We start from the raw sequence: 26,101 nt of genomic DNA, 5'->3' as shown, positions 1-26,101 counted from the left end.
TGTCGGAGATAGAATCAGACATTTGCCGCCGCGGTCCCTGCAACAAGGCTCCCTTGGGGGGAATACCGGAATAGAGGACCCTTGACCGGCGCCGTTCCGTGTCCGATGTCAGGCACCATGATGACCCAGTCCACCATCGCCGCCCCTGGCCGGGCGGGCAGCCGGAGCCGGTCCCTGATCGGGCTCGCGGCGTTCGTGATCCTTGTCGCGGTCGCTTCGGCGACGGCATCCACCGTGACCCTGCCGCAGATCGGCGGCTGGTACGCCGGCTTGCAGAAGCCCTGGTTCAACCCGCCGAACTGGCTGTTCGGGCCGGTCTGGACGGTGCTCTACGGCATGATGGCAGTCGCCGGCTGGCTGGTATGGCGGGACCGCGGCCTGGCCGGCGCGCGCGGGCCGCTGCTGCTGTTCGGGCTTCAGCTCGGTCTGAACATCCTGTGGTCGCTGATCTTCTTCGGCATGCAGCAGCCCGGCCTGGCCTTCGCGGAGATATCGGCGCTGTGGATCGCGGTGGCGGCCACCATGGTGGCGTTCTGGCGGGTCCGGCCGCTCGCGGGCTGGCTGTTCGTGCCCTACCTGCTGTGGGTCAGCTACGCGGCGGTGCTGAACGCCTCGGTGTGGCTGCTGAACCCTTGAGCGAGGGGAGACCCGGCCCACGATATCGATTGGAAGCCGCTCTATCGCAGCAGCGCGCTCGGCGCTTCGGCCGGCAGGGCCGAGATCTTGTACATCAACTGGTCGGCGAGGTCTCGCGGGATGCCGGCGCGGCGCAGCCGGCCGCCGAATTCGCGGCGGATGTCCTCGGCCGGGACGTGGGCGGGTGCCAGGTCGCGGGCGCTGCGCAGGCGGGAGAAGATGCGTGACAGGCTGCCGAACAGGAAGACGCCCTTCTGGCGCCCCAGGTCGGTCTCCGCCAAGTCCAGCAGGAAGCCGATCTGGGCACCGGGTCCCTTGAGGCTGCCGCAGAGCTGCTGGACCGCCGTTTCGAACGGCAGGTCGGCTTCCCCGAAACGCAGCGCCGTCTTGGCCCGGCGGAGGAGCGCCTGGCTCATGTCGGGACCGCCGCGGAAGCCGCTGAAGCAGGTCAAGCCGGCGACGATCCGGCGCAGGGCGGCGGCATCGGCGATCGGTCCCTCCCTGGTCAGGGGATGGCTGCCGTTCAGCCCGATCGCGACGCGGCGCAGCAGGGCGGTCTCGACCTCCGGCAGGTGCCAGCGCGCCAGGGCGTTGCTCAGGTCCATCAGCACCGGCGTGAACGGGTGGCGGTCGTCGAGCCGGCCGTTCAGCGTGGCCAGCAGGCTGCCCAGCGCCGCGCCCAGGTCCGGCGAATAGCCGATCAGGGCCTTGATCGGGTCGCGGCCGTCGATCGTCTCCGCCAGGACCTGATCGACCCAGGCGATGCCGGCGGCGTCGCCGTCGTCCTCCTCCAGCACCTGGATCAGCGCGCGGGTCTTGGTGCCCCAGTCGCGATGCCCCTCCAGCAGGCGGGCGAAGGCGTAGCTGACGACGCGGTCGCATTCGGCCGGCGCGCAGGTCGATGCCACCTGCTCCTGGAATGCCCCCAACCCCTTCTGGATCAGCAGCTTGCCGTATCCGGCAAGGCTGTCGGAGGTCTGGGCAAGCTGCTTCACGCGCAGCCACAGGGCGCCAAGCTCCCGCTCGCGCTCGGCGGCGACCGTCGCGACTTCCCTGGACTGGACCCGGGCGAGCCGCGTGATGCCGGAATTGAGCAGCATGCCCTCCCGCTCGATCGTGCGGAGCGCGAGATAGTCGTGCAGCGTCTCGCACAGGATCGCGATTTCCCGGTCGGCATGGCGGCGCGTCAGGCGCAGCAGGGTCATGCGGCTGGGATAGCCGTAGACATCCAGCACGTCGGTGCAGAAATGGGCGTCCTCGATCGCCGTGATGCCGACGATCCCGGTCCCGCCGGTCTGCGAGGCTCGCTCAAACACGACGGTCTGGGTATGCTTGGCGACCTGGACGACCTGAACCCTGGTGAACTTCGCGAGGCTGAGCAGGTAGGTCGCGCGTTCGACCGCCTCGTGCTCCGTCTCGAAGATGCCGTCGATGCTCGCATGGCCTGCCTGCTCCGCGACCACCTCGTACCGGGCATGCTTCTTCCAGGAGAACATCGCTGCGGGGCGTCCTTTGCGCTCTGGGGCACCTACTCCTTTATCGCATCATATGGCATGCCGAACAAACGGCAATTCGCCTCACATTTTATTCATTATTTTCACGGCCGCCGCTGCCGCGCCGAAGCCGTTGTCGATGTTGACGGTCAGGACACCCGGAGCGCAGGACGCGAGCGCCGTGTGCAGCGCGACCGTTCCGCCGGCGGCGACGCCATAGCCGACCGACGTGGGAACGGCGATCACCGGAGCGTCGACCAGCCCGGCGAGCACGCTGAACAGCGCCCCTTCCATGCCGGCCGTCGCGATCACGACGCGCCAGCCGCGGATCTCCTCCAGCCGGCGCATCAGGCGCCACAGGCCGGCGACGCCGACATCGGCGATCACCGGGGCCGAGAACCCCAGGAATTCGAGGGTCCGGGCGGCCTCGCGGGCGACGGGCAGGTCGGAGGTGCCGGCGGCGACGATGCCGATCCCGTCCCGCACGGCCCCGCCGGCGGCAATGGCCCGCACCACGCCGTGCGGGAGAGGGCGTCATGATCGAGCATGGCGCGGCATTCCGGCGCCAGGGCCTCGAAGGCGGCAGGCTCCAGCCGGGTGAACAGCAGGCGGCGGCCGGCCATGGCCGCCTCCTTCAGGATCGCCTCGACCTGGGCGGCTGATTTGGACGCGCACAGCACCGCTTCCGGCACGCCGGTGCGCCGTTCCCGCTCCCAGTCGATCACGAAGTCGCTCATGACGTGCCGCGCAGGAAGGCGGAACCGCGGCGATAGGGCCGGACGCCGCTGAAGGTGCGGCCGGTGCGGGCGCACAGGTCCGAGGCCAGGCGACCGGCGGCGTCGCCGGAGGTCTCGGGGTCGTCCAGTTCCAGGGCGACGCCGGCATGGGTGATCCGGCAGCGGACGCTGGCGCCCGACGGGACCAGGGCCGCGACGGCGGTCTCGACCTGATCGATGAAGCCCAGGTCGTCGGCGTCGATGGCGATCCCGGTCTCGACCCGGCTGGACAGGCAGGGTTGGGCCGGCAACTCGGCCAGGTCGTCCAGGCCGTGGAGCCGGGCGAGCGCCCGCACCGTCGCCTTGTCGACACCGGCTTCCACGAAGGGATGCACGACGCCCCGCTGGGACGCCGCCTTCAGCCCGGGGCGGAAATCGCCGAGATCGTCCAGGTTGGTGCCGGACGCGACCGTCCCTTGGGTGACCGAGCGGATGCGGTCGTAAAGGTTCGACTTGCAGAAGAAGCAGCGGTCCACCGGGTTGGCGCGGTAGCGCGGGTCGGCGAACTCCCCCGCATCGGCGACCGTGAGCGCCCAGTCCTCCCGCGCGGCATGGGCGCGGACGCGCGCCGTGGCGTGGGGCGGGACGGCCGGGGAAACCGCGTGCAGCATGGAAACATGGCTGCGGGAGAACCGGTGCGCCACGAAGGCCAGCGTCATGCTGTCCACCCCGCCGGAAACCGCGATCACCAGTTCGGGATGCCGGTCGAGCGCCGCCACCAGGCGGGCTTGGGCTTCCGGCGCGCTCATCGCCCCGTCTCCACCTCGGACTTGCGCGCCCGCCGGGCGGCGAGACCGTCGATCCCGGCGAGATCGTCGCTCTCCGCCTTGGCGGTGGTGGTGCCGCCGGGCCGCTCGACCCGCTTGATCCGGACCGTTTCGCCTGAGGTCCGGCGCGGCAGGACCGTCCGCCGCTCCATCCGCCAGCGCAGGCCGATGGTGGAGGTCTCAAGCAGGCAGCGCTCCCGGACGAGGGCCAGCGCGTCGGGGCGCACCAGCAGGCGGAACCCGGTCAGCGGGCGGCCCTTCTTGCCGGTCAGCGGCGCCAGCGCCAGGTCCAGCACGCCGTCCAGCGCGCGGAGGCGGTCTGCCGCGACGCCGATCTCCTCCCCCGTCATGTCGTCGATGTCGAAGCTGAGCACGGCCACCTCCTGCCCGGCGTCCCGGGCCGCCGCGGCGCTTCCCGTGTCGAACACCAGTGCCCGCAGGATGTTGGGCATGCCCGGCAGCTCCCGGGTTCCGGCCCCGCTTCCGGTCGCCTCCAGCCGGCCGCCGGGACGGCCGGGACCGGTCACCAGGTGGCGCAGGATGGCGGCGCCGGTGGGGGTCACCCGCTCGCCGGACACGCCGTCGTCGCGCCACTCGAACCCTTCCAGGAGGCGCGCGGTCGCCGGGGCGGGCACCGGCAGCAGACCGTGGGCGGCGCGCACCCGCCCGCCGCCCAGCGGCAGGTCGGAAACGCTCCAGGTGGCGCCCCAGGCGGTGTCGAGCGCCGCGGCGACCGAGCCGGCCGCGACCACGTCCATCAGGCTGTCCCAGTCGCCGATCTCGTGGAAATGGACCTGATCGACCGGAACGCCGTGGATCCCCGCTTCCGCTTCCGCCAGCAGGGTCAGGATCGCGACGGCGTGGCCGGCGGTTCCCTCGGCAAGGCGGGCCTCCCGGATCAGGCCGACCATGTGCCGGTAGCTGCCGTAGCCGTCGTGATGATCCCCATGGCCGTCCTGCCCGCCTTCCAGGCCGAAGCGCAGCACGGAAATCCCGGAGCTGGCGCCGGCGGAGAAGGCCGGCGCTCCGGCGCCGGACGGCAGCACGGCGGCGGCGTCCCCAAGCACCCGGTCCCGGAGCGCCGGCACCGCATCGACCAGGGCCGCCACGAACATGTCGCCGGCGATTCCGCCGACGGCGTCCAGGTGGATGTGGCGGAGGGTCATGCGGCCTCGACCACGGGAACGACGTAGGGGCCTTCCGGGATCACCGCGACGCGGCTGTCGCCGTGGCGCCGGATGCTGTCGGCGACGGCGGCGTCCAGGTCGCCGATCACCTCGACCGCCGTGATCCGGCGCTCCTCGGCGTCGAGGCCGGAGGTGTAGAGCTGGACCCGGCCGATCCGCATGGGCTTCAGCTGCATCTCGGTCTGCCACTCGTCCACCTCGGCCAGCGACTTGGCGGTCAGGGTGGCGAGGAAGCGCTCCGGCCCCAACTCGACCAGACGCTCCTGGGCGGCGCGGAACTCCTTGGAGCCCATGCCTTCCGAGCATTCGGACGCGATGATCAGGGTGCCGCCCGGTTCCAGGATGTCGAGCGGCGTCACCATGCCCTTGACCGTCTGGTAATAGGTCTTGTCCAGCGGGTAGCCCGCCGACGAGGTGACGACGGTCTTGAAGCGCTGGGGCAGCCTGATCCGGGTCACGTCCTGGATGAAGCCGACGGCGGCCAGATGGCTGGCGATGATCTCGCCGAAGGTGACGTGGACGAGATCGCGGTCCTCGTCGATCACGGTGTTGAACGCGTAGATCTCGCCGATCATGCGGACGATCTCCAGCTGCTCCTCGTGCAGCGGGTTGCCGACTAGGTTGCACTGGACCGCCAGCGGGTCCTCCATGAACCGGGCGGAATGGAACGTCCGGATCGTCTCGTGCCCGGCGACGCCGGGCGCCACCACCTTGCGCCCGCCCGACCAGCCGGCCATGAAGTGCGGCTCGACCAGCCCCGTGGCGATCCGCAGGTCGGCGTCCATGAAGCGGCGGTCGATGCGGACGGGCGTGTTGCGGGTGGCCGTTCGGCCGAGGTCCGCATGGTCCTCGTCGCGCATGGCGAAGTGGTTCTCGACGCGGACATTCTCCAGCACCCAGGGGTCGCCGACCAACTCGGCCAGCTCGGCGCCCTCGTTGGGCCGGTGCAGGCCGGTCGCGACCAGCACGGTGATGCGGTCCTTGGGGATGCCGGCCTCGGCCAGCGTCTGGATCATCGGGCGGAGGAACAGGCGGTTCGGCACCGGCCGGGTGATGTCGCAGATCAGGATGCAGGCGCTGCCCCGCCCCTTCGCCAGCTCGGCGAGAGGCGCCGAATCCACCGGGTTCGCGAAGGCGGCCCGGACCGCGCCGTCCTGGTCGGCCAGCTTCGGCAGGGAGGCCTTCCGGATCACCGTCACCTCGGCCTCTTCGGGCAGCCCCACGGTCAGGTGACCCCGGCCGAAGGCGATATCGACGGTCTTGAACGGCTGCATGGCCATCTCCTCAGCGGAACGTTGGTCGCGGCATTCTGAAGGAGATAACAGGTTCGGGAAACAATCAGTTATGCCGACCACCCCTGCGCCGGCCCGTCACCTCCCCTGGAAGACCGGCTTGACCTTCCGCAGGAACGCCCGGTAGCCGATCCGGTAGTCCTCGGTGTCGGCGAAGCCGTAGGACTGCGCGCGCTCGTCCGCGGTCACCGGCGACGGATCGCGCAGCAGGCGCAGGAACTGGGCCTTGGTGCTGCGGTGCGCAGCAGGCGACCCGGCGGCGACCCGGCGGGCGGTCGCCAGCGCCTCCTCCTCCAGCCGCTCCGCCGGGACGACCCGCTCAACCAGCCCCTTGGACAGGGCCTCGTGCGCGTCGTAGATCCGGCCCTCCAGCAGGAGTTCGGCCGCGATGCCCCGGCCGTGGAGCCTGAACAGCAGTTCGGTCTCGCCGAATGCCAGGGGAAAACCCATGCGGCTGATCGGGATGCCGAGCTTCGCGTCGTCGGCGGCGATCCGGAGGTCGCAGCAGGACGCGATCTCCAGCCCGCCGCCCATGCAGGTGCCCCGGATCATGGCCACCGTTGGGATGCCGCACTCCAGCAGGGCCGCCAGCCCCGGGCCGACATAGTGCTCGTGGTAGCGGGTCACCTGCTCGCGGTCGGACCGCTCGTGCTCGAACTCGCTGATGTCGGCGCCCGACGCGAACGCCTCCTCGCCGGCCCCCCGCAGGACCAGGCAGCGGTGCCCACCCTCGCGGCCGATCCTGCGGACCAGCTCGCCCAGCGCCGCCCACATGCCGACGGTCAGCGCGTTGCGGCGCGGCGGGTTGTCGATGACGACGAACCCAACCTCGTCCCGGCTCTCGAAGCGGATGGTCCCGCCCATCACGGACCGAACATCTGGTTGGGCAGCCACAGGGCGATGCCGGGAACGAAGCAGAGCAGCACCATGAACCCCATCATGATCAGGACGAACGGGACCGACCCCCACAGGACGGTCAGAAGCGGCACCTGGGGCGCCACGTTCCGCAGGATATACAGGTTGAGCCCGACCGGCGGCGTGATCAGGCCGATCTCCAGGTTGATCGTCATCAGCACGCCGAACCAGATCATGTCGAAACCGTTGGCCTCCAGCACCGGCTGGAGGATCGGCATGGTCATCAGGATCAGCGCCACCGGCGGCAGGAAGCAGCCAGCCACCAGCAGGAAGACATTCACCACCAGCAGCATGACCCAGCGGTTCAGTTCCCAGCCGACCAGCATGTCGGCCATGGTCTGGGTCACGTAGAGCAGCGACATCATGTAGGAGAACAGGCCCGACGCCGCGATGATCAGCAGGATCATGCAGCTCTCGCGCACCGCGTTGCCGAAGATCGGCCACAGGTTCTCCCGGTTCACGATGCGGTAGACCAGCGCCACGTACAGGAACGCCAGCATGGCCGCCAGCGCCGCGATCTCGGACGGGGTCGCGTATCCGCCGTACAGCGCCACGATGATCAGCGCGATGATGCCGAACAGCGGCGCCACCGTGCCCGAGGCGCGAATCTTCTCCTTGAGCGTATAATGATCTTGCGGCTGGGTGACGTGCCGCTGGGCGAAGGCGGTGGCGGCCCAGGCGTAGACGCAGAAGATCACCACGAGAAGGACGCCCGGTACGACGCCGGCGACGAACAGCCGCCCGATCGAGGTTTCGGTCGCGACGCCGTACAGGATCATGGTGACCGACGGCGGAATCAGGATGCCCAGCGTCCCGCCCGCCGCGATGGCGCCGGTCGCGAGGCCCGCCGGGCAGCCGCGCTTCAGCATCTCCGGCACGCCGACCTTGCCGATCGCGGCGGCCGTCGCCGGGCTGGAGCCGGACAGCGCGGAGAACAGGCCGCAGGCGCCGATATTGGCGATCACCAGCCCGCCCGGCACGCGGGCGAGCCATCGGTGAAGGGCTTCGTAGATGTCGGCGCCCGCCCGCGACGACCCGATCAGGGAGCCGAGCAGGACGAACATCGGCACCGCTAGCAGCGCGAAGCCGCTGATCTCGTCCAGGAAGGTGCGCGGCACGGCCGACAGGCTGCCCGGCCCGTCGAAGACGTATAGGAATGCGATCGAGACGACGGTCAGCCCGAACGCGATCGGGATGCCGGAAAACAGCACCAGCGTGGTGCAGACGAGGATGAGGGAGCCGATCTGGAGTTCGGTCATCGCGTGGACACCCTCCGTTCATGGGCGCTCCGTTCGCGGGTGGGCTCCGGAACCGCCTCCATCCGCGGCAGGGGCGCCTTGGCCGGCGCCTCGTCCGAAGCGCTCCGGAAGATCTCCGCCAGATATTGGAGAGCGGTCAGGCCGAGGCCGATCGGCATCATGACGTAGAGCGGCCATTTGACCGGGCGCCACATGCTGGCGCTGCGCTCGTCGCTCGCGATCGCCTCCAGGGTGAGGTGCCAGCCGAGCCAGGCCATGTAGAGGCAGATCACGATCCCGACCACCGCGATCACGGACTGGATCACGCGGGCGCCGCGCCGGCCGAGCATCCAGGGCAGGAAATCGACCGACACATGCCCCCTGGTCATCAGCGTATAGGGCGAAGCGAGGAAGGTCGCGGCGACGACCATGTAGATCGACGCCTCGATTTCCCAGTAGCTGGAGTAACCCAACGTTCTGATCACGACCATATAACAGACGATCACGACCGCCGATGCCAGCAGCACCGACGCCACGACGGCACATGATATCGACAGGCGGTCGATCAGCGCGATCACTGCACGCATCGACTGTCCTCCCCCATTGGCATTCGCGGGGACCCGCTCGACGGCCCCCGCATCTTTCTTTTCTTCGTTCTTACCTTACTGGGCGTTCTGGAGCGAGGTCTCGACCAGCCCGATCAGTTCCTTGCCGTTGGGGACTTCGGTTTCGAACTTCTTCCAGGCGGTCTCGCGCGCCAGGTCGACCCAGGCTTCGAACTCCGCGTCGGTCAGCGGCCTCACGTCGGCGCCTGCGTCTTCGAAAGCCTTCTTCATTTCCGCGTCGGCCTCCTGCTGGAGGCCGTTGAAGAACTTTTCGCTGACCGTGGCCGCCTCCTCGAACGCCTTCTGCTGGTCCGGCGTCAGGTTGTCCCAGGCCTGCTTGGACATGATCAGCGGCTGGAGCAGCATGAACAGGATGTTGTCGCCGCCGACCGTCGCGTTGCTGGTCTGCTCATAGATCCGCATGCTGACGAAGCTTTCCGCCGAGGTCATGACGCCGTCGAGCACCCCGGTCTGGAGTGCCGAGTAGATCTCGGTGGAGGGCATGGACTGGACGGAGGCGCCGGCAGCCTGGAGCACCGTTTCGAAATACGGGTCGGCCGCGCGCATCTTGAGGCCGCTGACCGTGTCCGGCCCCTGGATCTCCCGGTTCTTCGACGCGAAGCCGCCGGGCGTCCACCACCAGGTGACGATATGGACCCCGTTGGCGTGGGCGATCTCCTGCAGTCTCTCGTGATAGGGGGAATTCTTGAGCTTGACCGCTTCGTCCAGGTTGCTGATCAGGCCGGGCATGATGGTGATGGAGAACTCCGGCACCTTGCCGACGGCGTAGACCAGCGGGTAGATCGCCATCTCCAGCGAGTTGTTCTGGAGCGAGTCGAACTGGGCGACCGGGTTCTGGATCAGCGAGCGCCCGGGGAAGATGCGGAACTTCAGGTCGGGCGCCTGCTTGCCGACCTCCTCCACGAACACCCGGACGGCACGGTCGCGGGCATCGGTCTGGGCCTTCCATTGGTGGGAAATCTTGAGGGTCTGGGCACCGGCCGCCGCGGCGGAAAGGGTCAACGCCGCACCGAGCGCCACTCCCGTCAGGAACCTGCCTGCCTTCCACATGCCTGACTTTCCCATGCCTGGCTTTCCCATGAACGTCTCCTCCTCTTTTGATTGCATTCTTGTTCCGGGGATTTTCTCCCTCTTTTCATTCATTTAAGACCATCCGGGCAGCGGGAGCCACCCCGGATCGTCATCTTACGGATTATTTGCCCCCCAGATCATCAGCCCAGCGACGCAGGACCTGATGATAGACCCGCTCCAGCGGCCCGTCGAACAGGGCGGGATCGGCCTCCTCGACCAGTTCGGCGGCTCGGCGGGACAGCAGCGCCTGGGCATGATGCCGGGCTCGGGCGAGGCGGATCGCACCGGCGTCGCGGCATTCCGCCGCTCGGGCGCGATGCCGCTCCACCGCCTCGTCCAGCTCCGCCAGGCCGGCGTCGTCACCCTGGGCGCAGAGGACCACGGGCGGCGTCCAGTCGCCGCCCTCCCCGACGCGCCGCGTGATGGCGCGGATCTCGGCGGCGGTTTTCCGGGCGCCAGGCAGGTCTGCCTTGTTGACCACGTAGATGTCGGCGATCTCCAGGATGCCGGCCTTCATGGCCTGGACGCTGTCCCCCGATTCGGGATGGAGCACCAGCACGACCGTGTCGACCAGGGAGCGCACCGCATGCTCGGCCTGCCCTACCCCCACCGTCTCGACCAGCGCCTCGTCGAAGCCGTATCGGTCAAGGGCCAGGAGAAGGTCCGGCAGGTTGTCGGCCAAGCCGTCATGGCTGCCCCGGCTCGGAAGCGAACGGATGAAAATGCGCGGATCGCCGGCGATGGCGTCCATCCGGACGCGGTCGCCGAGGATCGATCCTTGGGAGATCGGGCTGGTCGGGTCGATCGCCAGCACGGCGACTTCTCCCACGGTCCGTTCCAGCCGCCGCGCCGCGAGGCGGGCGATCAGCGTGCTCTTGCCGGCCCCGGGCGCACCGGTGATGCCGATGCGGTATGCCGGACGGGCCGGCGGGGCGGCATCGCCGTGCCCGGCCAGCGTCTGCCGCACGCCGGCCCGGCTGATCCGGCTGAGCGTGCGGCCGAGTTCCCGGCGGCGGGACGGGTTTCCCGGCATGGTCATTCCCGTGCCCCCAGAAGCGCCGCGGTGTGCTCGCCGAGCAGCGGCGGCGGCCCGTACCGGGTGGGCTCGCCCGGGAAGCGGATCGGATTGCCGACGACGGCCAGGTCGCCGTCGCCGGTCGGGATCGAGACCACCATGTCGTGGCTGCGCGCGAGATCGCCGGCCAGCGCGTCCTCCAGCCGCTCGACCCCGGCTACCACGATCCCAGAGGCGCCAGCCGTCCGACCCACTCCGCCGTTCCGCGGGTCCGCAGCAGCGAGCCGACCGCGCAAATCACCAGGTCGCGGTTGGCGGTGCGTCCCGCCATCGTGCCGAAACGCTCGTCGGCCAGCCATTCCGGCCGGCCGGCCTCGCGGGCGAAGCGGCGCCAGAAATCGTCGTGGGTGATGAACAGGGCGAGGTGGCCGTCGGCGGTCTCGAAGATCTGGGCCGGAACGATGTAGGGATGCCCCCCGCTCTCGTAACGGCTCGGGGATTCGCCGGCGTTGAGCCAGGCGCCGGCCACATAGTTCAACTGCGAGAGCATGGTGTCGAACAGGGATACGTCGATCTGTCCGCCCTTGCCCTCCAGGATCTTGGCGACCAGCCCGAGCGCCCCCATGATGCCGGCGGAATTGTCCACCGCCGAGTAGCCGCACTTCACCGGCGGCGCGCCGGGGTCGCCGGTCAGCGCCATGATGCCGACCAGCGCCTGTATCACGTAGTCGTAGGCGGGCCGGTCGGCGTAGGGGCCGTCCAGTCCGTAGCCGGTCAGCGCCAGGCAGGCGATCCTGGGATTGTGGACCGACAGGCTGTCGTAGGTCAGGCCGAGCTTGCGGATCACCGCCGGGCGCATGTTGGTCAGGAGCCCGTGGCTGGTCGACGCCAGCCGCCCCAGGGCCGCCTGTCCCCCGGCCGACCCGAGATCGAGCACGACGCTCCGCTTGCTTCGGTTGAGGGAAGCGAAATAAGCGTTGTGGGGACCGACGCGGTGGGGGCTGAGCCTGCGGGCGATGTCGCCTTCGGGCGATTCGATCTTGATCACCTCGGCGCCCAGGTCGGCCAGCAGCATGCCGCAATAGGGTCCCGCCAGCATATGGCCGGCTTCGAGGATGCGGATGCCGGAGAGCGGCCCGCTCATGCGGCCAGTTCCCGGTCTATGGCCGCCACCACGTCATCGAGCTTCTGGTCCGCGGTGAACACGCCCCGGACGCCGATCCGGAGCAGTTCCGGCTGGTCCTCGGCCGGGATGGTGCCGCCGACGAAGATCTTGATGTCCCCGCCGTCCAGGTCGCGCAGGCAGCGCAGGGTCTCGGCCACCAGCTCGTTGTGGCTGCCCGACAGCAGGCTGAGGCCGACCGCGTCCACGTCCTCCTCGACCGCGACGCGGGCGATGTAGCCGGGACTCTTGCGCAGGCCGGTATAGATCACGTCGGCCCCCGCGTCGCGCAGCGCCAGGGCGATCACCTTGGCGCCGACGTCGTGCCCGTCGAGGCCGGGCTTGGCGATCAGGATGCGTTTGCCTTTCAGGCTCATCGTCGTTTCCTCCCCCGTCGTTTCCTGGCCCGTCGTTTCCTGGCCGCGATGCGCGGATGATCACAGTCGGATCGGCTCCTGGAACTCGCCCCAGTGCTTCTTCAGCGCGGCCACCATCTCGCCGACGGTGGCGTAGGCGTGGCAGCACTCGATCAGGTACGGCATCAAGTTCTCGCCGTCGTCGGTCGCAGCAATGCCCAGCGCCTCCAGGCTCCTGGTCACGCGGGCTTCGTCGCGGCGCCCGATGACGCCGTCGTACTTCTCGCGCACCCGGCGGGCCGCCTGGGGGTCCAGGCGAAAGACCTCGCCGAAATCGTCGGTCTGGTTCTCGCGCCGGAAGTGGTTCTGGCCGACGACGACGGTTTCGCCGCTGTCGATCCCCTGCTTGCGGAGCTTGGCCCGCTCCGCGATCCTCATTTGCAGATAGCCGTCCTCGATGGCCTTGATTACGCCGCCGTATTCGTCGATCTCCCCGATGACGGCGCGGACCTCCTGCTCCATGCGCTCGGTCAGCCACTCCACGAAATAGCTTCCCCCGAGCGGATCGACGGTCTTCGAGATGCCGCTTTCGTGGGCCACGATCTGCTGGGTCCGCATGGCGATCTCGGCGCTGAACTCGGTCGGGATCTGGAAAGCCTCGTCGTAGGCGCAGGTGAAGATCGACTGGGCGCCCCCATGACGGCGGCCATGGTCTCGATGCCGACGCGCACGATGTTGTTGTAGGGCTGGGCCGAGGTCAGCGAGGAGCCGCCGCACACGACGCCGAACCGGAAACGCTGCGCCTTGGGATCGGTGATGCCGAACCGCTCCTCCAGCAGGGCGGCCCACAGGCGCCGGGCCGCCCGGAACTTGCAGACCTCCTCGAAGAAATCCATGTGGACATAGAAGAAGAAGCTGAGCCGCTGGGCGAACTTCGTGGCGTCGCCGCCCCGCCGCAGCAGTTCCTCGACATAGGCGAGACCGTTGGCGAGGGTGTAGCCCAGTTCCTCCACCGCCGTGGCCCCGGCGTCGCGGACATGGGCGCCGGCGATGCTGATCGGGTTGAAGCGCGGCGTTTCCTCGTTGGAGAACAGGATGGTGTCGGCGATCAGGCGCATGCTGGGGCGCACCGGGAAGATCCAGGTGCCGCGCGCCACGTATTCCTTCAGGATGTCGTTCTGGATCGTGCCGGTCAGCTTGGAGCGCGGCACGCCCTGCTTGTCGGCGACCGCGCAGTACATGGCGTAGATGATCGCCGCGGTGCCGTTGATGGTGAAGGAGGTGGAGATCTTCGACAGGTCGATGCCGTCGAACAGGATCTCCGCCTCGGCGAGGTTGGACAGCGACACGCCGACCTTGCCGACCTCGGGCTTCGCGATGGGGTCGGTCGGGTCGAGCCCGCATTGGGTCGGCAGGTCCAATGCGACGGACAGTCCGGTCTGGCCGCCGTCCAGGAGGAAGCGGTAGCGCTGGTTCGACTCCTCCGCCGTGCCGAAGCCGGAATACTGGCGGATCGTCCAGAGCCGCCCGCGATAGCCGTCGGCGAAGATCCCGCGCGTGAACGGCGCCTCCCCCGGCATTCCAGGGTCCGGCTGCTTCAACATGTCGGGCGTGACCACCGCCGGGATCTCGATCCCCGAGGGGGTAACCGGCCTTGGCGCTCCGGGACCGGGCCTCGCGGCTTCCAGTTCGGCCGCGACGCCCGTCTTGGTGCTTTCTGCGGCGGTCATTCTATCTCCGTCCCAGGTTGAGCTGCTCGACGGCGGACCAGTGGTCGTCATGCACCCAGGTTCCGGCGAACAGCTTGGTTTCCAGTCGTTCCATGTCGGTGCGGGAAGCGCCCGTACGATGCGCCAGCGCCAGCGCCTTGAAGGCCCGGAGGACTTGCGGAGCCTGGCGCAGCATCGGCTGGACGAAGGAGGCGACGGCCTCGTCCAGCGCCTGGTCCGGTCCGGCCACCGCGTCCACCAGCCCCAGGGTCCGCGCCGAAGCCATGTCCAGGAGGTCGGAACGCGCCAGGAGACGCAGCCCCGCGGCAGGTCCGAGAAGGTTGAGCAGATCGATGCCACCGCCCCATGCGGTCGAGATGTTGAGCCTGCCCTGGACGAAGCCGATCCGGGCATGGCGGGCGCCGACGCGGAAGTCGCAAGCGACGGCCAGTTCCGCCCCGCCCCCCAGCGCGTCGCCGTTCAGGGCGGCCACCACGGGAACGGGGAACCTTCGGACCGCGTCCAGCGCCGATTTGGCATGGTCCGCCATCTCGCCGGCCTGCTCGACCGAGCGGAGCGACGCCAGGTCCTTCAGGTCGCCGCCCGCCGCGAAGCTCTTTTCTCCCGCCCCGCGGAGCACGGCGACCCGCAGGCCCGGATCGTCGGCATACGCCTCGAAGCACCGGCGAAGCGCCTCCAGCAAGGCGCGGCTCAGGGGGTTGCGCTTTTCCGGCCGGTTCAGGGTGACCGACAGGACGTCGTCGCGGCGCTCGGCCAGCAGTTCGTCGCTCATGGGTGTTCCTCGCCGGCCTCGACGGCCGATTTCATCGCCAGGAGTCTTTCCGCATGGGCGGCGATGTCGGATTTCATACGCTCCAGCGGTCCCGCGACCGCGACGCCGAGCGGCTCGCCGTTGAGATGGATTGCGGTCGCCACGGCCATGACATCGGCAACGTTCTCGCCCCGCGTGACGTGGTATCCGCGCTCCCGTCCGGCCGCGAGGTCGCCGGCGAGGCTTTCCGCCGTGACCAGCGTATTCTCCGTGACGGCGTCCAGCGGCCGCCGGGCCAGCCATGCGGCGAGGTCGGCCGGGGGCATTCCGCCCAGGATCACCTTGCCGATCGCGCTGGAATGCAGCGGCTTGAGTTCGCCCGGCTTGGCGGAATACCGGATCGTCCGCGACCCTTCGACCACGTCGAGATATATCACGGCGTCATCCTGGCGCTTGCCGAGGATGACGGTCTCCCCCGTGTCGTCGCGCAGCCGTTCCAGGAAGCCGGCCATCCGCTCCAGCATCGGATCATTGGCGACGATGCGGCGCGCCATCTCCAAAATCCGACGGGTCGGATAAAGGGTGCGCCGGTTGACGGCGTACAGGTAGCCCCGCGCCTTCAGCGTGCCGATCAGGCCGTGACAACTGCTGACCGGCATCTCCAGCCGCCGCGCCAAGTCGGACAGGGTCAGGGGTTTGCCGATGTCCTCGAAGGCTTCGAACACATCGAGGGTGCGGCCGGCAGTCTTCACGTTGCCATTCACATTCATGAAAACAGTTTCTGCTTATTGAAAGCGCGAGTCAAGCGGAAGCGGACGCCCGGTGGGGCGGACGGCGGAAGCCGAACGTCGGAACCGCGAGCTACTCCACGGACGCGCCGTCGCGCTTCGGGCCGGCTTGAACGACGGGTCCGGGAACCTTTGCGGTTTCATCCTCCGCCTCGATCCGCTCCAGGATCCGCATGGCGATCTCCCGTTCGCCCATGACCGCGAGGCTGACGCCGAGGTCGTTCAGGTGTTCGACCGCCGCGTCGGTGTGGGCGCGCGCGACGATCTCCAGGTTCGGGTTGGCCGCCCGCGCCTGCTCGACCATCTGGCCCGCCTCGAAGGCTTCTGGAACGGTGACGATCAGCCGGCGGGCGCCCGGCAGGTTTGCGGTCGCCAGGATCTCGGGATCGGCGGCGTTGCCGACCACCACCTCGGCGCCGTCGCGGCGCGCCGCCTCGATCTCGTCGGCCCGTTCCTCGAACACGAGGACCGGGCGTCCGGCGGCGCGCAGGCCGGAACCGACCAGGGAGCCGACCCGGCCATAGCCGACCAGGATGTCATGGTCGGTCAGGCCGGTCGGCGTCATGTCGGGGACCGCGTCGGGCACGACCGTCCCGACGGCATCGCCCGCTGCCGGCACGGCGTCATCCCCGGCGGAGGTCAGAAGCGTCCGGTCCGGCGCCTTGCGGGACCGCGGCCGGTCCACGGCGGCGAAGATCAGCGGGTTCAGCAGGATCGAGATGATGGCGCCGGCCAGGATCAGGTCGCGCCCCTCTTCCGGAAGCACGCCCATGCCGACGCCCAGGCCGGCCAGGATGAAGGAGAATTCGCCGATCTGCGCGAGACTGGCGGAAATGGTCAGCGCCGTCCCGTTGGAACGGCCGAACATGCGGACGATCGAGTAGGCGGCGATCGACTTGCCGACCACGATGATGGCCACCGTGGCGAGCACCGACCAGGGAGAGCGGACCAGGACGCCGGGATCGAACAGCATTCCGACCGACACGAAGAACAGCACGGCGAAGGCGTCGCGCAGCGGCAGCGCCTCCTCGGTCGCCCGCTGGCTCAGCGGGCTCTCCGCCAGAACCATGCCGGCGAAGAAGGCGCCGAGCGCGAAGGACACGCCGAACAGGGCGGCGGCGCCATAGGCGATCCCCAGGGCGACCGCGTAGACCGACAGGCGGAACAACTCGCGCGATCCCGTGTGGGCGGCATAATGCATGATCCAGGGAACCACGCGGCGCCCGGCCACCAGCATGATCGCGACGAAGGTGGCGACCTTCACCAGGGTCAGCCCGGCCGAGAACGCGATGGCGTACCAGTCCGGCGTCTCCCCGGCGCCGCCCAGCGCCCCGGCGAGCGCCGGCAGCATGACGAGAACCAGGACCATGGCCAGATCCTCGACGATCAGCCAGCCGACCGCGATACGGCCCCGCTCGGTGTCGATGATGCGGCGTTCCTGCAGGGCGCGGATCAGGACGACCGTGCTGGCGACCGACAGCGCCAGGCCGAAGACGATCCCCGCCCCGACCGGCCATCCGAGCGCCCAGGCCAGGGTCACGCCGAGAAGGGTCGCGACGCCGATCTGCACCACGGCCCCGGGCAGGGCCACCGCCCTGACCGACAGGAGATCCTTCAGCGAGAAATGCAGGCCGACCGCGAACATCAGCAGGATCACGCCGATCTCCGCCAGCTCGTTCGCCAGCGCCTGGTTGGCGACGAAGCCCGGCGTGAACGGGCCGACGATGATCCCGGCCAGCAGGTATCCCACCAGCGGAGAGACGCGCAGGCGGTGAGCGACGAGTCCCAGGAGAAAGGCGAGGACAAGGCCGATGGCGATCATCGAGACAAGCGGTGTGTGATGCGCCGGCACTGTTCTTTCCCCTCCGGATCCAGGTCTGCTGCACCTGCTACATGGTTGCCCCCACATCCAAATCAACCAAAATGGCGCATCTTGACCTTTTGGAATGCACCCCCATCTTGGCCTGATGCCGCTGACCCCGAGCAATGCCGCGCCGCGCGCGCGCTGTTGGACTGGACCCAGGACGAGCTTGCCGCCGCCGCGGAAGTGAGCCGAAGCACCGTGCGTGGCTTCGAAAGCGGCCAGAGGGACATGCAGCGGGCGACCATGGCGGCGATCCGCCGCGCGCTGGAAGGCGCGGGCGTATGCTTCCTGGATGCCGACCGATCCAGCGGGCCGGGCGTCAGGCTGACGGGAACCGCGGCGGTGCCGGACGGCGAGGCTTGAAGCCGCCGCGTTACCGCGGTTTAAATTAAATTCGACCAAATCCCGTAATATTCCTGAAAACCGCATGGGGTAATCCGTCCGGCACGGTTCGGCGCCGATCGCTTTCGGCGTGCCGGTTGCAGAAGACGGAGTCCCCCACTTCATGAAGCGTATCCTTCTGTCGAGCGTCAGCCCCCTGATCCTCGGCTTGCCCCTGGCCGCCGGCCTCGCATTCATCGGGGCGACGCCGGCATCGGCCCAGTTCACGGTCGGTGCCGGCACCACCAGCACAACGGCGCGGACCCTGAGCGGCACGCAGACCGGCACCGTCGAGGCGACTGGGACGCTCCAGACCTCCGGCACATCAGTCACGCTGAACGGCGCCGCGACCGGCGCCACGCTCGACAATGCCGGCACGATCCGCTCCACCGCCGGCCGCGGCTTCGACACCTCCGGCGGCGCGACCAACCGGACCTTCTCCCTGGTCAACCACGCCGGCGCGCTGTTCCAGTCCGACGTCAACGACGCGTTCCGGATCAACACCAACATCGCCGGCGGGTCGGTCACCATCACCAATTCCGGGACGATCCGGGCCGCGGCACCGACCGATCCCGCCAGCGCGGTGCAGGGCCAGGCGCTGGACCTCCGCACCATGAACACGGCCGGCGCGGCGCTCACCGTCGTCAATACCGCGACCGGCCTGATCGAGGCGCTGAACGACGACGCGCTGCGGCCGGGCCTCAACGCGGTCATCGACAATTCCGGCACCATCCGAAGCTTCGGCGCCAATACCAGCGGCGGCGCCAACGGCACCTCGGACGCGATCGACGCCGGCGCCAGGACCGGCGTGGCGGTGACCAATCGGGCGGGCGGCACGATCTCGGGCGCGCGGCACGGCATCACCGCCGACACCGACATCATCGTCACCAACCTGTCCGGCGGGACCATCACCGGGCGCAACGGATCCGGCGTCGGGTCGGACGGCAACGGCACGGTCGTCAACCGCGGCACCATCTCCGGCGATTATGCCGGCGCTGGCAACATCTTCAACAGCAGCGGAACGGCCTCCGCGAACGGGGACGGCGACGGGGTCGACATCGACTTCATCGCGACGATCTCCAACTACGGCACCATACGGGGGACCGGAGCCGGGGGAGTCGACAGCGGCGGGCGTCCCAACGGGAGCGAGGGCATCGCGGCCGGCGGCGGCACGATCCTGAACGCCGCCGGTGCGACCGTCACGGGTGCCACGCGCGGCATCCTGATCGACGACGGCGCGTCGGGGAGCGCCTACGGCACCACCACGATCACCAACGAGGGCACGATCGCCGGCCTCGCCGGGGCCGGCATCACCCTGGTCGGCGCCTACGACGACACCGTGACGAACAGCGGCACCATTTCCGGCGCCGGAACCGGCGCGGTGGCGCTGGACCTGGGCGCCGGCAACGACACCCTCACGATCCGAGGCGGCAGCCTGTCCGGCGCGGTCCAGGGCGGCGCGGGGTCGGACCTGCTGGTCTTCGCGGTCGGAAACGGGACGACTTACAGCGACGCCAACGCGTTCTCCGGGTTCGAGACCACCCGCATCGACACCGGCACCGTACGGCTGACCGGCTCGCTGGAAAGCACGGGCAACATGACGGTCGCCGCCGGTGCCGGCCTTGGCGGCTCGGCGACGGTCACCACGGCGACGCTGGCGAACGACGGAACGGTGTCCCCGGGAGTGGGGGCCGGGTCGATCGGGACGCTGGCCGTGACCGGCGGCTTCGCCAACGGCTCGACCGGCACCGTCGCGGTCGACATCGACGCGGCCGGCGGGTCGGACCTGCTTCAGGTCGGCGGCTCCGCGGTGCTGGACGGCGGCACCCTGGCGCTGACGGCGGCTTCCGGCGTCTATGCGCAGGATACCGCCTATACCGTGATATCGGCAGCGGGGGGCGTGACGGGACGCTTCGCGGCCTTGAGCGGATCGCTGCCGAGCCTGTTCCTGTCGCCCGGGATCGCCTATGGGACGAATGCCGTCCAGGTCACGATGGCGCGCAACGCCACGCCCTATGCGTCGGTCGCGACCGGTGCCGCCGGCCGGGCCGTCGCCCGAAGCCTGGACCAAACGCAGAGCGGCGCCACCGGCAATCTGAAGGTTGCGCTGGGCCGGCTCAACCAGCTGGACGCCGCGCAAGCGGCCGGCGCGTTCGACCAGATGGCGCCGGATACGTCCAACGCCTTCGGCACAATCGCCACCGGCGCGTCCTCCCGCTTCCGGGACACGGTCGGGCAGCGGCTCGGCGCGGTGAGGAGCGCCGGGCGCGCGGGTGCCGCCGGTCCGCAGCTCGCCTTCGCCGGCAACCCGGCCGACCTGCAGGAGATGGCGGCCGCACCCGCCGGTGCGGTGGCGGGAAGCCCCCGCGGCGGGGTCTGGGGCCGCGGCTTCGGCCTGTACGGACGGGCGGACGGCGATGCCGGCACGGACAACGGCTTCGACTGGCGCGGCGGCGGCGTGCAGTTCGGCGCCGACGCGGAGGTGGCGGCGGGCACCGTGGTCGGCGTGTCGGCGGGGTTCTCCCGCACCATCGTCCTGCACGAGCGGGCCGGCACCGATGGCGATGTCGGCAGCTATCAGCTCGGCCTCTACGGCAGCCGGACCTGGGGACGGACAGACCTGAACGTCCAGGTCGGGATCGCCCAGAACGACTATCACGGGTCGCGCCGGATCGACTTCGTGCCGAGCCCGGGCTTGGCGACGGCAGACTTCGGCGGCACCGAGCTGTCCGCCGCCATCGAGGGCGGGCGCACCTACGAGATCGAGGGTTTCGAGATCAGGCCGGCCGCCGGGTTGTCCTGGACCCGCTTCGTCCAGGACAGCTACATCGAGAACGGCGCCACCGGTGCGGAGCTGGAGGTTTCCGGCCGGACCGAGAACGCCCTGACGGCCACCCTCGGCGTCGGAGCCTCCGCCCGGTTCCGGACGGAAGCGCTGGGAACCGTCACGCCGTCGCTGGAGGTCCGCTGGAGCCATGACCTGGTGCGGCCGGACGCCGCGATCAATTCGCGCTTCATCGGGGCCATGGGCGGCAGCTTCACGATCGAGGGCAACGAGCAGCCGCGCGACGCCGTGATCCTCGCCGCCGGCGTCTCGGCCGAGCTGCCCCTGGGGCTGGCCCTGAACCTGGGAGGGGCCGCCGAACTGCGCGACGGCCAGCAGGCCTACGCGCTGCTCGGCCGCATCCGCTACCAGTGGTAGAGGATGCGGTCGGCGGGACATGGGGCGGGCCCGGGCGGGTCCGCCCCGCGGTCCCTCAGAACGGGCTGTCGGGGAAGTGGAAGTCCTTCGCGTTGTCCTTGGTGATCAGCACCGACGGAACGATCGTGGTCTCTGGCAGGGCCTCGCCCTTCAGGCGGGCCTCGGCCGTCATCTTGATCGCGTCGTAGATGAATTTCGGCGAGTAGGAGACGTTGGCCTGGATGCGCGGATCGGTGCCGTCGATCAGCGTCTTGATCATGCCCTTGGCGCCGGCGCCGCCGAACACGATCTTGATGTCGTCGCGCTTGGCCTGCTCGATCGCCTTCAGCACGCCGACCGCCATGTCGTCGTCGGCGGCCCACACCGCGTCGATCCGCTTGAAGCGGGTCAGGTAGTCCTGCATCACCTTGAAGGCGTCGTCGCGGTTCCAGTTGGCGTATTTGGCGTCCAGCAGCTCGATTTCCGGATAATCCTTCATCACGGAGTTGAAGGCGTCCATGCGCTCGTTGTCGAGCGTGGTGGCGATGCCGCGCAGCGCCACGATGTTGCCCTTCCCGTCCAGCGCCTTGGCGATGTACTCCGCGGGCACCTTGCCGAAGGCGGTATTGTCGCCGGACACATACGCATCCTGGGCGCTGGTGTCGGTCAGGCCGCGGTCGACCACGGTCACGTACACGCCCTGCTTCTTGACCTGAGCCACCGGCCGGGTCAATGCTGCGGATTCGAACGGGAAGATCACCAGCGCATTGATCTTGTTGGCGGTCGTCAGGTCCTGGAGCTGGTTGGCCTGCTCGCCGGCGTTGGCGGCCGTCTTGATCGTGACCTTCAGGTCGGAATGCTGCGCCTCCAGCTCCTTCTTGGCCTCGTTGGCCCACCAGACGATGCCGGCGGTGAAGCTGTGGGTCGCCGCCGGGATGGCGACGCCCAGATTGACCTTGTTCTGGGCGAACGCCGCCGCGGGCGCTCCGAACGCCACCGCCGCGGCGGCCATCGCGAATACGCAGGACTTCAACGTCATGGTCTCTTCCTCCCCTTGCTTATGCCGGCCTTGCCGGCGTGGCTTATGCCGGCCTTGCCGGCGTGGCTTATGCCGGCCTTGCCGGCGTGGTCATTTCCGCCTTTGCAGGAACGCCACGATGATGATCACGAAGCCCTGGACCGCCGCGTTCAGGTAGACGCTGATGACGCTGGTCAGGTTCAGGATGTTGCTGATGACCGACAGCAGGATGGCGCCGACCACGGTTCCTACGATGCTGCCCGACCCGCCCTTCAGCGCGGTGCCGCCGACGATCACCGCGGCGATCGCCTCCAGTTCCCACAGAAGGCCGGTGGTCGGCGATGACGAGCCCAGCCGGGGCACGTACAGCAGCGTCGCGATGCCGACGCAGGCGCCCAGCAGCGCGTAGGTCAGCACCTTGATCCGGTCGACATTGACCGCGGCGTAGCGCGCCACCTGCTCGTTGGACCCGATCGCCTGGACATAGCGCCCGTAGGCGGTCCGGTTGAGGATCAGGCCGCCCGCGACCGCCACCAGCAGGAACACCCAGACGGGGACCGGGATGCCCACCAGGGTCGCGTAGTAGACCGGGCTGTAGACGTCCGACAGCTCGTAATCGAGGGTGATGGCGCCGCCGTTGGAGAAGTATGTCAGGTAGGCCCGGAAGATGCCGAGCGTGCCCAGGGTGACGATGAAGGGCTCGATCCGGCCGCGGGTGATCAGCAGCCCATGAATCAGGCCGAACGCGCCGCCCAGCACCACCGAGCAGACCATGCCGGCGGCCACCACCAGCACCGGCTGGTCGATCCACCCGGCCAGCGTGTTCATCAGCAGGATGACCAGGCCGGCGATCAGCGCCGCCATGGAGCCGACCGACAGGTCGATGCCGCCTGAGATGATGACGAAGCACATGCCGACCGCGATGATGCCGATGAAGGCGGTGCGGGTCAGCACGTTCGTCGCGTTGTCCAGCGAGGCGAAGTCGCCGTTCAGCAGGGTGCCGACGACGCAGAGCAGCACCAGCCCCGCGATCGGCCCGACGCCGTGCAGCCACGAGCCGAGCGACCGCATCTGCTGGAACCGGGGCACCGCCCGGGGTTCAGCTTGCCGGTCTACCACGCCGCCCCCTCACTGCTTCGTTCCCGTCGCATGGGAGATCAGCTCCTCTTCGGTCAGATGTTGCGCCTCGACGACGGCCTGGATGCGGCCGGCGCGCATCACGGCGACGCGGTGGCACAGGCCGACCAGTTCCATCAGCTCGGACGAGACCACGACGACGCCGCGCCCTTCGCGCGCCAGCCGCTGGATCAGGAAATAGATGTCCCGCTTGGCGCCGACATCGACGCCGCGGGTCGGCTCGTCCAGGACGACGACCTTGGGCCGGGGGTGCAGAACCTTGGCGAGCGCCAGCTTCTGCTGGTTGCCGCCCGACAGCGAGGCGGCGCGGACGTCCAGCGATCCGGTGCGGATGCCGAAATCCTTCACGGCGGCCTCCAGCGCGCGGTGCTCCTCGCGGGGGCGCAGCCAGGGCTTGGCGTAATGCTCCAGCGCCATCAGGGTCAGGTTCTCGCGAAGCCCGAAGCCGACATGGAGGCCCTTCCCCTTGCGGTCCTCGCTCAGATAGGTCAGGCCCCGGTCCACCGCCTCGCGCGGGTTGCGGATTCGGATCTCCCGGCCGTCCAGCTCGATCCGCTCCACGTCGTGCGGGCGCAGGCCCAGCAGCCCTTCGAACAGCTCGGTCCGGCCGGCGCCGACCAGGCCCGCGAATCCCAGGATCTCGCCCGGCTGCACCTCGAACCCGATGTCCATCGCCCAGCCGGGCACGTTCAGCCCGCGCACGCTCAGCAGCGGCGGTTTGCCGGCGGGCGCCGGGTCCTTGGGCGGGTACAGGTCGGAAAGCTCGCGCCCGACCATCAGGTTCGCCATCTGGTGGCGGGTCACGTCGCGGGTAGGCTGCCGGGTGACGAAGCGGCCGTCGCGCATCACGATCACCTCGTCGGTGGTGCGCTCGACCTCGTCCAGCTTGTGGGAGATATAGACGATGGTGACGCCTTCGGCGTGGAGCCGGGCCATCAGGGCGAACAGCGCCTCCGTCTCCCCCGGGGTCAGCGAGGCGGTCGGCTCGTCCATGATCAGCAGCCGGGCGTTGCGGGCGAGCGCCTTGGCGATCTCGACCAGCTGCTTCTCGGCCACGATCAGGTGCCGGACCGGCGTGTCGGGGTCTTTGGCCAGGCCGACCTGGGCCAGCACCCGGACGGTGTCGGCCCTCATCGCCGCCTCGTCCAGCCACCAGCCGCGCTTCTTCTCGTGGCCGAGGAAGATGTTCTGCTGGATGGTCAGGTCCTCGGCCAGGTTGAATTCCTGGTGGATCAGGACGATCCCGGCGGCCTCGGCATCGCGGGAGCTGCGGAAGGTCCGGGGCTCGCCGTCCACATGGACGGTGCCGCCGGTCGGCTGCTCGTAGCCGCTCAGGATCTTCATCAGCGTGGACTTGCCGGCGCCGTTCTCGCCCAGCAGGCCGTAGACCCGGCCGGGCGCCAGCTCGAAGCCGACGCCGTGAAGCACGCGCACCGGGCCGAACTCCTTCACGATGTTCTCGAACCGGACCGCGATGCTCATGGGCCGGCACTCTCAAGCTGGCTGGGCTCCAGCATGTTTCCCCGCGCACCGTCCCTGTTCCGCGCCCTGTCCCTCATGGCCTCCTGCATCGCCAGCACCCCGGCGCCGATCAGCCCGGCCTGCTCGCCGAGCGGGGTGTACTGGATCTGGAGGTTCCGGGTGGAGAGCGGCAGGGAGCGCTGGTAGACGCTCTGCCGCACGGAGGCCAGGAACAGCGGCCCGATGCGCGCGCCCTCCCCGCCTATGAAGACGTGGGACGGGTTGAAGAAATTGACCACCGAGGCCAGCATCTGCCCGATCCGTGCCCCGGCGCGCTGGATGATCAAGTTGGACGCGGCATCGCCGGCGCGGCTGGCCTGGGCCACGTCGCCCAGATCGATCGTTCCCTTGGCCGCGAGCATGTCGGCCAGCATGGGGCTCTCCCCGGCCTGGGCCGCCTCCGCCCCCATGCGGGCGATGGCGGGTCCGGCGGCCATGGCCTCGACGCAGCCGATATTGCCGCAGTGGCAGCGCGGGCCGTGGGTGTCCACGCAGATATGCCCGACATCGCCGGCCGAGCCGTTGGCCCCGCGATAGACCTGCCCGTGGCAGACGATGCCACAGCCGATGCCGGTGCTGACCTTGATGACCAGGAAGTCCTGAAGCCGGCGGCGGAGGTGCCACAGCTCGCCCAGGGCCATCAGGTTCACGTCGTTGTCCACGAAGATCGGAGCCGCGTAGTCGGCGCGCAGGTCGGCGCGGATCGAGAAGCTGTCCCATTCCGGCATCAGCGGCGGCGCCACCAGTTCGGCGGTGTCGAAGTTCACCGGGCCGGGAACGCCGATGCCGATGCCCAGCACCTGTTCCGCCGTGGCGCCGCAGCGCGCCAGCAGGCCGCGCATCCGCGCCCGGACATGGGACAGCACCAGCCCGGGACCCCGGCGCACGTCGATCTCCTCGCCGTCGCGGGCCAGCAGGTGGAGGTCGGGGGTGAAGACGGCGACGTCGAACCGGGTGGCGTCGAGATCGACGCCCAGCAGCACGCCCAGCCCGCGGTTGATGCGGATCGTCTCGGCGCGCCTGCCGCCGGTCGATTCCTGAAGGCCGATCTCCTCGACCAGCCCCTGCTCGATCAGTCCCGCCACGATGGCGTTGGCCCGGGTCTTGGAGAAGGCGGCGCGCGTCGAGATGGCGTCGCGGGAAAGGCCGGGGGACCAGAACAGCAGGTCCAGCACGGCCCTTTCGCTGGCCGACAG

At 69.3% G+C, this 26,101-nt stretch carries 22 protein-coding genes and 2 pseudogenes; 3 read left to right on the top strand and 21 right to left on the bottom strand.

Annotated elements, in window-relative coordinates:
* Positions 1-117: 117 nt before the first annotated feature.
* Positions 118-636: a TspO/MBR family protein gene (locus DPR14_RS03920; RefSeq protein ID WP_246148828.1), complete on the top strand. Its 519-nt coding sequence runs from the start codon at positions 118-120 to the stop codon at positions 634-636.
* 41 nt (positions 637-677) lie between these two features.
* On the opposite strand, the gene DPR14_RS03915 is transcribed toward DPR14_RS03920, so the two are convergent.
* From DPR14_RS03915 to ybaL, 17 genes and pseudogenes are all read right to left on the bottom strand, one after another.
* Positions 678-2,132: an FHA domain-containing protein gene (locus DPR14_RS03915; RefSeq protein WP_158044004.1), complete on the bottom strand. Its 1,455-nt coding sequence runs from the start codon at positions 2,130-2,132 to the stop codon at positions 678-680.
* An 81-nt stretch (positions 2,133-2,213) separates the two neighbouring features.
* Positions 2,214-2,615: a nickel pincer cofactor biosynthesis protein LarB gene (gene larB / locus DPR14_RS03910; RefSeq protein WP_246148825.1), complete on the bottom strand. Its 402-nt coding sequence runs from the start codon at positions 2,613-2,615 to the stop codon at positions 2,214-2,216.
* Positions 2,513-2,866, bottom strand: coding sequence for a hypothetical protein (locus DPR14_RS28020; protein ID WP_246148824.1), 354 nt, complete (start codon positions 2,864-2,866; stop codon positions 2,513-2,515). The genes larB and DPR14_RS28020 overlap by 103 nt, the downstream gene beginning before the upstream one ends.
* Complete coding sequence (larE, locus tag DPR14_RS03905; protein ID WP_158044003.1) at positions 2,863-3,654, bottom strand: ATP-dependent sacrificial sulfur transferase LarE; 792 nt, start codon at positions 3,652-3,654, stop codon at positions 2,863-2,865. The genes DPR14_RS28020 and larE overlap by 4 nt, the downstream gene beginning before the upstream one ends.
* Entirely contained in the window at positions 3,651-4,838 is a 1,188-nt protein-coding gene (gene larC / locus DPR14_RS03900) for a nickel pincer cofactor biosynthesis protein LarC (protein WP_158044002.1), read from the bottom strand. The genes larE and larC overlap by 4 nt, the downstream gene beginning before the upstream one ends.
* On the bottom strand, positions 4,835-6,133 hold the full coding sequence (locus tag DPR14_RS03895) for a nickel-dependent lactate racemase family protein (protein ID WP_158044001.1): 1,299 nt from the start codon (positions 6,131-6,133) through the stop codon (positions 4,835-4,837). Before DPR14_RS03895 ends, larC begins: the two co-directional genes overlap by 4 nt.
* Positions 6,134-6,229: 96 nt before the next feature.
* Entirely contained in the window at positions 6,230-7,015 is a 786-nt protein-coding gene (locus tag DPR14_RS03890; protein ID WP_158047966.1) for an enoyl-CoA hydratase-related protein, read from the bottom strand.
* Positions 7,015-8,325, bottom strand: coding sequence for a TRAP transporter large permease (locus DPR14_RS03885; RefSeq protein ID WP_158044000.1), 1,311 nt, complete (start codon positions 8,323-8,325; stop codon positions 7,015-7,017). The genes DPR14_RS03890 and DPR14_RS03885 overlap by 1 nt, the downstream gene beginning before the upstream one ends.
* Positions 8,322-8,891 (bottom strand): TRAP transporter small permease subunit, encoded by a 570-nt coding sequence (locus tag DPR14_RS03880; protein ID WP_158043999.1) that lies wholly within the window; start codon positions 8,889-8,891, stop codon positions 8,322-8,324. The genes DPR14_RS03885 and DPR14_RS03880 overlap by 4 nt, the downstream gene beginning before the upstream one ends.
* Positions 8,892-8,966: 75 nt before the next feature.
* Positions 8,967-9,980 carry a TRAP transporter substrate-binding protein DctP gene (gene dctP, locus DPR14_RS03875; protein ID WP_192499257.1) on the bottom strand — a complete coding sequence of 338 codons (1,014 nt, stop codon included), beginning with the start codon at positions 9,978-9,980 and terminating at the stop codon, positions 8,967-8,969.
* 142 nt (positions 9,981-10,122) lie between these two features.
* The gene (locus tag DPR14_RS03870) at positions 10,123-11,040 is read right to left on the bottom strand and encodes an ArgK/MeaB family GTPase (protein WP_158043997.1); all 918 of its coding nucleotides are present in this window, start codon (positions 11,038-11,040) and stop codon (positions 10,123-10,125) included.
* Positions 11,037-12,091: pseudogene (locus DPR14_RS03865) on the bottom strand (CaiB/BaiF CoA transferase family protein). Before DPR14_RS03865 ends, DPR14_RS03870 begins: the two are co-directional and overlap by 4 nt.
* A 65-nt stretch (positions 12,092-12,156) precedes the next feature.
* Entirely contained in the window at positions 12,157-12,555 is a 399-nt protein-coding gene (locus DPR14_RS03860) for a cobalamin-dependent protein (RefSeq protein ID WP_158043996.1), read from the bottom strand.
* Between the two features lie 60 nt (positions 12,556-12,615).
* Positions 12,616-14,138: pseudogene (locus DPR14_RS28015) on the bottom strand (acyl-CoA mutase large subunit family protein).
* 127 nt (positions 14,139-14,265) lie between these two features.
* Positions 14,266-15,036 carry an enoyl-CoA hydratase/isomerase family protein gene (locus DPR14_RS03850; protein WP_158043995.1) on the bottom strand — a complete coding sequence of 257 codons (771 nt, stop codon included), beginning with the start codon at positions 15,034-15,036 and terminating at the stop codon, positions 14,266-14,268.
* Complete coding sequence (locus DPR14_RS03845) at positions 15,033-15,767, bottom strand: IclR family transcriptional regulator (protein WP_211103908.1); 735 nt, start codon at positions 15,765-15,767, stop codon at positions 15,033-15,035. The genes DPR14_RS03850 and DPR14_RS03845 overlap by 4 nt, the downstream gene beginning before the upstream one ends.
* A gap of 109 nt (positions 15,768-15,876) precedes the next feature.
* Entirely contained in the window at positions 15,877-17,655 is a 1,779-nt protein-coding gene (ybaL, locus tag DPR14_RS03840) for a YbaL family putative K(+) efflux transporter (RefSeq protein ID WP_343038701.1), read from the bottom strand.
* Between the two features lie 156 nt (positions 17,656-17,811).
* On the opposite strand from ybaL, the gene DPR14_RS28010 reads away from it, so the two are divergent.
* Together DPR14_RS28010 and DPR14_RS03830 are read left to right on the top strand one after the other, a co-directional pair.
* Positions 17,812-18,030, top strand: a complete 219-nt coding sequence (locus tag DPR14_RS28010) for a helix-turn-helix transcriptional regulator (protein WP_246148821.1) — start codon at positions 17,812-17,814, stop codon at positions 18,028-18,030.
* 142 nt (positions 18,031-18,172) lie between these two features.
* Positions 18,173-21,250 (top strand): autotransporter outer membrane beta-barrel domain-containing protein, encoded by a 3,078-nt coding sequence (locus DPR14_RS03830; protein WP_158043991.1) that lies wholly within the window; start codon positions 18,173-18,175, stop codon positions 21,248-21,250.
* 55 nt (positions 21,251-21,305) lie between these two features.
* Here the strand turns inward: DPR14_RS03830 and DPR14_RS03825 are convergent, their stop codons facing one another.
* From DPR14_RS03825 to DPR14_RS03810, 4 genes are all read right to left on the bottom strand, one after another.
* A complete protein-coding gene (locus DPR14_RS03825; protein WP_158043990.1) occupies positions 21,306-22,268 on the bottom strand; it encodes a substrate-binding domain-containing protein in 963 nt (320 codons plus the stop codon).
* Positions 22,269-22,358: 90 nt separating this feature from the next.
* Positions 22,359-23,366, bottom strand: coding sequence for an ABC transporter permease (locus DPR14_RS03820; protein ID WP_246148818.1), 1,008 nt, complete (start codon positions 23,364-23,366; stop codon positions 22,359-22,361).
* 9 nt (positions 23,367-23,375) lie between these two features.
* Positions 23,376-24,866: a sugar ABC transporter ATP-binding protein gene (locus DPR14_RS03815; RefSeq protein ID WP_158043989.1), complete on the bottom strand. Its 1,491-nt coding sequence runs from the start codon at positions 24,864-24,866 to the stop codon at positions 23,376-23,378.
* Positions 24,863-26,080 (bottom strand): ROK family protein, encoded by a 1,218-nt coding sequence (locus DPR14_RS03810; protein WP_246148815.1) that lies wholly within the window; start codon positions 26,078-26,080, stop codon positions 24,863-24,865. The genes DPR14_RS03815 and DPR14_RS03810 overlap by 4 nt, the downstream gene beginning before the upstream one ends.
* Between the last annotated feature and the right edge of the window lie 21 nt (positions 26,081-26,101).

Source organism: Skermanella pratensis (genome assembly GCF_008843145.1).
Lineage (GTDB): Bacteria > Pseudomonadota > Alphaproteobacteria > Azospirillales > Azospirillaceae > Skermanella > Skermanella pratensis.
This window is presented reverse-complemented; position numbering and strand designations above follow the sequence as displayed.

Excerpts from the sequence above, each read along its gene's own strand:
- DPR14_RS03880 (WP_158043999.1), bottom strand. The coding sequence starts at position 8,891 with ATGCGTGCAGTGATCGCGCTGATCGACCGCCTGTCGATATCATGTGCC.
- DPR14_RS03890 (WP_158047966.1), bottom strand. The coding sequence starts at position 7,015 with ATGGGCGGGACCATCCGCTTCGAGAGCCGGGACGAGGTTGGGTTCGTC.
- DPR14_RS03920 (WP_246148828.1), top strand. The coding sequence starts at position 118 with ATGATGACCCAGTCCACCATCGCCGCCCCTGGCCGGGCGGGCAGCCGG.
- DPR14_RS03870 (WP_158043997.1), bottom strand. The coding sequence starts at position 11,040 with ATGACCATGCCGGGAAACCCGTCCCGCCGCCGGGAACTCGGCCGCACG.
- larE (WP_158044003.1), bottom strand. The coding sequence starts at position 3,654 with ATGAGCGCGCCGGAAGCCCAAGCCCGCCTGGTGGCGGCGCTCGACCGG.
- DPR14_RS03860 (WP_158043996.1), bottom strand. The coding sequence starts at position 12,555 with ATGAGCCTGAAAGGCAAACGCATCCTGATCGCCAAGCCCGGCCTCGAC.
- DPR14_RS03830 (WP_158043991.1), top strand. The coding sequence starts at position 18,173 with ATGAAGCGTATCCTTCTGTCGAGCGTCAGCCCCCTGATCCTCGGCTTG.
- larC (WP_158044002.1), bottom strand. The coding sequence starts at position 4,838 with ATGACCCTCCGCCACATCCACCTGGACGCCGTCGGCGGAATCGCCGGC.
- DPR14_RS03895 (WP_158044001.1), bottom strand. The coding sequence starts at position 6,133 with ATGCAGCCGTTCAAGACCGTCGATATCGCCTTCGGCCGGGGTCACCTG.
- dctP (WP_192499257.1), bottom strand. The coding sequence starts at position 9,980 with ATGTGGAAGGCAGGCAGGTTCCTGACGGGAGTGGCGCTCGGTGCGGCG.
- DPR14_RS03815 (WP_158043989.1), bottom strand. The coding sequence starts at position 24,866 with ATGAGCATCGCGGTCCGGTTCGAGAACATCGTGAAGGAGTTCGGCCCG.
- DPR14_RS03825 (WP_158043990.1), bottom strand. The coding sequence starts at position 22,268 with ATGACGTTGAAGTCCTGCGTATTCGCGATGGCCGCCGCGGCGGTGGCG.
- DPR14_RS03915 (WP_158044004.1), bottom strand. The coding sequence starts at position 2,132 with ATGTTCTCCTGGAAGAAGCATGCCCGGTACGAGGTGGTCGCGGAGCAG.
- DPR14_RS28020 (WP_246148824.1), bottom strand. The coding sequence starts at position 2,866 with ATGAGCGACTTCGTGATCGACTGGGAGCGGGAACGGCGCACCGGCGTG.
- DPR14_RS03885 (WP_158044000.1), bottom strand. The coding sequence starts at position 8,325 with ATGACCGAACTCCAGATCGGCTCCCTCATCCTCGTCTGCACCACGCTG.
- DPR14_RS03850 (WP_158043995.1), bottom strand. The coding sequence starts at position 15,036 with ATGAGCGACGAACTGCTGGCCGAGCGCCGCGACGACGTCCTGTCGGTC.